Below are 6,052 nucleotides of genomic sequence, written 5' to 3' on the forward strand. Positions count from 1 at the left end.
TTGTAGAATTGCCGCCTTAATTATGTCAGCAAATACCTTTCCGGCACAGATTGAGCCGTTTAAATGGGCCGAACAAGGTTTTACATGGTCAGGTACCTTGCCATTGTCACGCCTTGTTCGAATTTCCCGTGAAGCTGTTGGATCAATTGATGATCAATTGATTAACGTAGACTGTAAGCTATCAATGGATGCGTATCATCGTATTGTATGGCTAGATGGTAGTGTGAAAGCAAACGTTCCAATGGAATGCCAACGTTGTTTGGATACTGTTGAAATACCCCTTGCTTTAGATTTTCATCTGGCTTTGATCGATAATGAGTCACTGATAGAGCGCTTGGATGAGGATGCTGATTTCATCGTTTTAGGTGAAAGTGAAGCAACGACGAAAGGTTCATACGATGCACCTGCCACCGCTGATTTACTTGCACTGATAGAAGATGAGTTGTTATTGTTGATGCCTTTGTCGCCTAAGCATGAGTCTTGTGTGCATAAGCATCAACCTACCGTTGAAGAGATCGTTGAAGAGAAACGAGATAATCCGTTTGAAGCTTTGGCTGCTCTAAAGGGTAAACTTAACTAATTTTTGTGTTATACTGTAAAGTATAAGACAACTGAATTTGTTCTGATCCATTTTTTCGATCTTTGTAAGGAGCCATCATGGCCGTTCAGCAAAACCGTAAAAGTCGCTCTCGCCGTGACATGCGCCGTTCACATGACGCTTTAACCGAGAATGCATTAACTGTAGACCAAACTACAGGTGAAACTCATCGTCGTCACCACGTGACTAAAGATGGTGTTTACCGTGGTCGTCAATTATTCGCTAAAGCAGCTGATGCTGAATAAGTGATAATGTATTAAGCGTCAAGCTTAGTAGAAAAAATGGGAGCGTAAGCTCCCTTTTTTTATGTTTGTTTTATGGTTATGTGTCGTTGGCTTTATGATTTTTGATCAAAATTAGAACATTTGAATTAATTTTAAAAAGAACACTGATCAATAAGTATCTTAAATCTTGATCAGTCGTAGTAATAAAAAGTAAGTCATTCTTTTGTCAAAATATGAATAAATAGAGACTAAGCAATATGAAAATAAAAAATGAATTTTTAAGCTTGATGATGTGTGTATTTGCTGGCTTAACGATTTTATTCAGTCAAGCTCAAGCAAAACAATCCACTCAAAATATTTTCCATTAAGTTGATCAAAAGTTAGATCCTCAGCAGCGTATCAATATTCCCTTGGGTCAAAACTTAACTAAAAAACAATTTAAGGCGATATCAGATCATTTTCTCAAGCAGGGCAATCGTAAGCCAAAGCATTATGAAAATGACTTCTGTGTTGGGATAATTGATGATGAGGAGCAGGCAAGCAGTTGCGGTGTGCTAGATTTTCGTCGGTTCAAATCCCAATACGCGATTGATCTGGTCATATTTGATGATGTAATGAAAGATCAAAATGTGATGGTGGAAAATAAGCGATTCAATCGCCATAACTCAGTTTTTGATATTCGAAAAGTCAGCGCAGAACTCAACCAAAATGATGATAATGGTGTAGTGCAAGAACGTGTCACGTCTAAAAAATATCGGTATACACGTAGCTTAATTTTAAGAAATAAAAACCAAGAGGATTTAAATATATTTTATTTTAATAGAGTAAAACTTATTGTAATACAGTATGTTGTATAATGTTAAGTGTGAAGGCTTATGTCCTATTCCTTGAAGGAGATTCAGGTTTAAACCCTCAATATTGCTTATAAATAATAACCAAGAAAAACGGTATTTTTTGCGATGGTGACACCGAAACAAGCTTGTTAAGATACAATCAACTCAAATTTAGACTACAAGATGTATTTATATGTCCATGATAGACAGCTCAAAATTTGTAAACGCAACGAAAACTGCCTTCGTATTTCCAGGTCAAGGTTCACAAAAAGTGGGAATGTTGGCAGAGTTTGCTGAACAGTTTAGTGGTGTAAAAGAAACATTTGCTGAAGCATCCAAAGCAATTGGTTTTGATTTATGGCACATTGCACAAAGTGGTGAAGGGTTAAACCAAACAGAATTTACCCAACCAGTGTTGCTGACTGCGAGTATCGCATTATGGCGTGTATGGTTGGAACTCGGTGGTGTAGCACCAAAATATCTTGCTGGACATTCACTGGGTGAATACAGCGCATTGGTTGCTGCTGGAAGCTTAAGCTTAGGCGATGCTGTTAAACTTGTGAACTTGCGCGGTAAGTTGATGCAAGATGCTGTGCCACAAGGTGCTGGTGCAATGGCGGCAATCCTTGGTTTGGATGATGCGAAAGTTGTTGAGCTTTGCCAACAAGTGTCTGCACAAGCAAATGGCTCTGTAGAAGCTGCTAACTATAATGCTCAAGGTCAAGTTGTGATTGCAGGTGCAACTGTTGCTGTTGAGGCAGTGATGGGCTTGGCAAAAGAAAATGGTGGTAAGGCGATAGCACTGCCAGTCTCTGTACCATCTCATTGTTCAATGATGAAGCCTGCTGCTGAAAAGTTTGCTCAAGCATTAGAACAAACTGATATTCAAATGCCACAAATTCCTGTGATTCAAAACGTCAGTGCAGAAGCTGCTACTGATGTCGCTATACTTCGTCAAGCATTGACTGCTCAATTGTATGAGTCAGTGCAATGGACGAAAACAATGCAATTATTACAAGACCAAGGCATTACTTATATTGCTGAATGTGGTCCGGGTAATGTATTGGCAAATTTGGCGAAACGCCTACCAAATATCGAGAAAGCATTTCCACTTGATACCCAATCTCGCATGGAAGATGCATTAAATGCCATTTTAGTGGCTGAAGGGAAAATTGCATGACACAAGAACGTAAAGTTGCTTTGGTAACGGGTGCAAGCCGTGGTATTGGTGCATCGATTGCTCAGCAGTTAATTCAAGACGGATTTTTTGTTGTAGGTACAGCGACATCTGAAGCGGGTGCGGAAAAATTATCTGCACAGTTTGCTGAGAATGGCGTAGGCAAAGTTTTAGATGTACGTGATGGTGCGGCAATTGATGCTTTGGTATCTGATATTGAACAAAATTACGGTTCAGTTTTGGTGCTTGTGAATAATGCAGGAATCACAAAAGACAATCTGTTGCTTCGCATGTCTGAAGATGATTGGGATGACATTTTAAATATCCATTTAAAAGCTGTCTTCCGTTTGTCTAAGCGTGTCCTTAAAGGTATGACAAAAGCACGTTATGGTCGAATTATTAATATTAGTTCGGTTGTTGCGCATTTTGCTAACCCAGGCCAAGCAAACTATTCTGCTGCAAAAGCAGGCATTGAAGCATTCAGCCGTAGCCTTGCTAAAGAGATGGGTAGTCGTCAAATTACTGTGAATAGTATTGCACCAGGTTTTATTGCGACTGAAATGACAGCGCAATTGAGTGAAGAAATTCGTAAGAAAATGAGTGACCAAGTGGCTTTAAATCGCTTTGGTGAGCCTCAGGACATTGCTGATGCTGTAAGTTTTTTAGCCTCTGACAAGGCTAGTTACATTACAGGTACGGTTTTACATGTAAATGGTGGTCTATACATGGCTTAAAGCGATGTATAAACTTTGAAAAAACTTTAGATTCAATTAAACTAGTGGCAATTATAACGCCACAAGCAATGAGGAGAATTCCTGTGAGCGATATCGAACAACGTATCAAACAAGCAGTAGCTGAGCAACTTGGTCTTAAGGCTGAAGAGATTAAAAACGAAGCGTCTTTCATGGATGACTTAGGTGCTGACTCTTTAGACTTAGTTGAGCTTGTGATGTCTTTCGAAAACGATTTCGACATTACAATCCCAGACGAAGATTCTAACGAAATCACGACTGTTCAATCTGCAATTGACTACGTTTCTAAGAAACTTGCTTAATTAAAGACTTTTCAGCATCGCTGAAAATAAAAAGCCACCTTCATAGGTGGTTTTTTATTGTCTGTATAAAATAAAAATATTTCTATTAAATCAAAAAATTATAATTACATATCGTTACGTTTAATTCACCAAAGCTACACTTAAATGGTCTAAATTTTAGGTATAAAAAATAAAGTTAAATTTAAACATAAAACTTACGATTTTTTAGAACTACACCATTTAAAACTAAACGGAGAATACACATGGGTCTTTTTGATTTTGTTAAAGGCATCGGTAAAAAAAATACAGCACCTGCAGAACAGCAAGCAGCACCAGCAACGCCTGCTGAGCCATCTGCACAAGAAATTGCAAACAAACTATTAGGACACATCAAAGCACTTGGTCTTCCAGTGACAGGTTTGTCTGTAAGTTATAATGGTCAATCTGACTTGGCAACTGTAAAAGGGCAGGTTCAAACTCAAGCAGATCGTGAAAAGATCATTCTTGCAGTGGGTAATATTGATCACGTTGCGCAAGTGGATGATCAACTTACAGTGGCTACACCAGAACCAGAAAGCAAATTCTATACAGTGAAATCTGGTGATAACCTTTCTAAAATTTCGAAAGAATTTTATGGTGATGCCAATCAGTACAATAAAATTTTTGAAGCAAATCGTCCATTGTTAAAAAATGCAGATGATATTTTCCCAGGTCAGGTTTTACGTATTCCTCAGTAATCATTGAGGTTTAAAAAAGGCGCTTAGTGCGCCTTTTTTAATGTTTAACGATAAATTTAGCTCGCTCATATAGTTCATCAAAGGTAATAATTTCTATATTTCTTAAATCTCGTCGAAATAATTCTAAAGTGCGAATTTTTAGATCCTGTGTATATTGATCATCTTTTTCAATTTTGATGTATGCTGAATTAACAGGAGGCTTTAACTTGGGAGATTCTAGGCAGCCAACTTGTAAAAGTCCTCTGCCATTTGATTTGGTGTCTTAAAATCCAATCCTTTCTGAATTCTCTGCTGATTATAAAATAACTCTATATATTTTGTAATATCAGCCTTAGCTTCCTCCCTTGTTTTATAATTGCGATGATGTACAAGTTCGTTCTTTAATATTCCCCAAAAGCTTTCAATCGGCGCATTATCGTAACAATCTCCTTTTTTACTCATTGAGCCTTCGAAACCATATTTTTCAAGCATATTCCGATATTCTTTACTGCAATATTGGCTTCCTCTGTCTGAGTGAACGATTAAGTTTCGAGAGGGTTTATGATTGCGGATAGCCATGCTAAGTGCGTTGCAAACAAGCTGTGATGTCATCCGTTCACTTAAGCTATAGCCAACCACTTGTTTGCTACAAAGGTCTTTTAAAGCAGCTAGATACAGCCATCCTTCAGCTGTCCATACATATGTAATGTCACTTACCCACGCAACATTTGGAGCAGTTACTGCAAAGTTTTGCTCTAACAAATTATTATAAATAGAACGATTGTGGTCGCTATTCGTTGTTCTTTTAAAACGCTTATGGCGCTTACAGTACAGATGATTCTGCTGTTTAATGCAACGCACAGCATACTGGCTAATTTGGATACCTTGAGCCTGTAAATACTTGGTCAGCCGAATATAACCGTAACTTTCATTGGTCTTTTGATGGGCGATTTTGACCAATATTGTCTGCTGATTGCTTAGAATCTTTCGTTGGCTTAAACCTTGTTTAAGCCAATCATAAAACCTTGATACTGAGACATTTAGCAATCTAGCCATCATCGTGGTTGGGTATGTGTTTTTGTGCTCTTTCATATAAGCGTACCTCACTGACTTTCTTTGGCAAAGTACGCTGCCGCTTTTTTTAGAAATTCTTTTTCCATTTCCGCAGTTTTGAGTTGTTGTTTGAGTTTCTTATTTTCTTCGAGTAGAGCAACGAGATCGGGCAAATATTGTTGTGTTCCTTCTAATGTCCCAACCTTTGCTTTGTTGTACCAATTTGAAAGGGTTTGCATGGAAATACCAAGCTGTCGAGCAGTTTCAGAGACATTGCCTTGATTTGATTCAATCGCTTTGATTGCTTCAGCTTTGAATTCTGCTGTATAAATCTTTTGTTTTTTGCTCATGGTAAACTCCTGATGAGTATGTCTAGTTTACCAAGTGAAAGCCTCCGTTTTTATCAGCACACATCACT

Annotated in this window: 8 protein-coding genes; 7 read left to right on the forward strand and 1 reads right to left on the reverse strand. The window is 38.1% G+C overall.

The features are described 5' to 3' along the window. Window positions 1-22: 22 nt before the first annotated feature. The 7 genes from AC5YCE_RS12300 (at window position 23) to lysM (ending at window position 4,602) form a co-directional block, all read left to right on the forward strand. Window positions 23-580, forward strand: coding sequence for a YceD family protein (locus AC5YCE_RS12300; protein ID WP_496124448.1), 558 nt, complete (start codon window positions 23-25; stop codon window positions 578-580). Window positions 581-657: 77 nt separating this feature from the next. Continuing rightward, on the forward strand, window positions 658-843 hold the full coding sequence (gene rpmF, locus AC5YCE_RS12305) for a 50S ribosomal protein L32 (RefSeq protein ID WP_035269206.1): 186 nt from the start codon (window positions 658-660) through the stop codon (window positions 841-843). A 389-nt stretch (window positions 844-1,232) separates the two neighbouring features. Continuing rightward, complete coding sequence (locus tag AC5YCE_RS12310) at window positions 1,233-1,679, forward strand: hypothetical protein (protein WP_496172240.1); 447 nt, start codon at window positions 1,233-1,235, stop codon at window positions 1,677-1,679. A 169-nt stretch (window positions 1,680-1,848) separates the two neighbouring features. After that, on the forward strand, window positions 1,849-2,835 hold the full coding sequence (gene fabD, locus AC5YCE_RS12315) for an ACP S-malonyltransferase (RefSeq protein WP_496172241.1): 987 nt from the start codon (window positions 1,849-1,851) through the stop codon (window positions 2,833-2,835). Further along, window positions 2,832-3,566, forward strand: a complete 735-nt coding sequence (fabG, locus tag AC5YCE_RS12320) for a 3-oxoacyl-ACP reductase FabG (RefSeq protein WP_496172242.1) — start codon at window positions 2,832-2,834, stop codon at window positions 3,564-3,566. Before fabD ends, fabG begins: the two co-directional genes overlap by 4 nt. 83 nt (window positions 3,567-3,649) lie before the next feature. Then, window positions 3,650-3,886: an acyl carrier protein gene (acpP, locus tag AC5YCE_RS12325; protein WP_166322567.1), complete on the forward strand. Its 237-nt coding sequence runs from the start codon at window positions 3,650-3,652 to the stop codon at window positions 3,884-3,886. Between the two features lie 242 nt (window positions 3,887-4,128). Then, window positions 4,129-4,602 (forward strand): peptidoglycan-binding protein LysM, encoded by a 474-nt coding sequence (lysM, locus tag AC5YCE_RS12330; RefSeq protein ID WP_496124452.1) that lies wholly within the window; start codon window positions 4,129-4,131, stop codon window positions 4,600-4,602. Between the two features lie 216 nt (window positions 4,603-4,818). Here the strand turns inward: lysM and AC5YCE_RS12335 are convergent. Further along, window positions 4,819-5,984, reverse strand: a protein-coding gene (locus AC5YCE_RS12335; protein WP_496171372.1) for an IS3 family transposase whose coding sequence is annotated in 2 segments (ribosomal slippage) — window positions 4,819-5,717 and window positions 5,717-5,984 — 1,167 coding nt in all. Because the reading frame shifts where the segments join, the coding sequence is not laid out codon by codon here. Window positions 5,985-6,052 lie beyond the last annotated feature (68 nt).

Source organism: Acinetobacter sp. CY79, assembly GCF_059515845.1.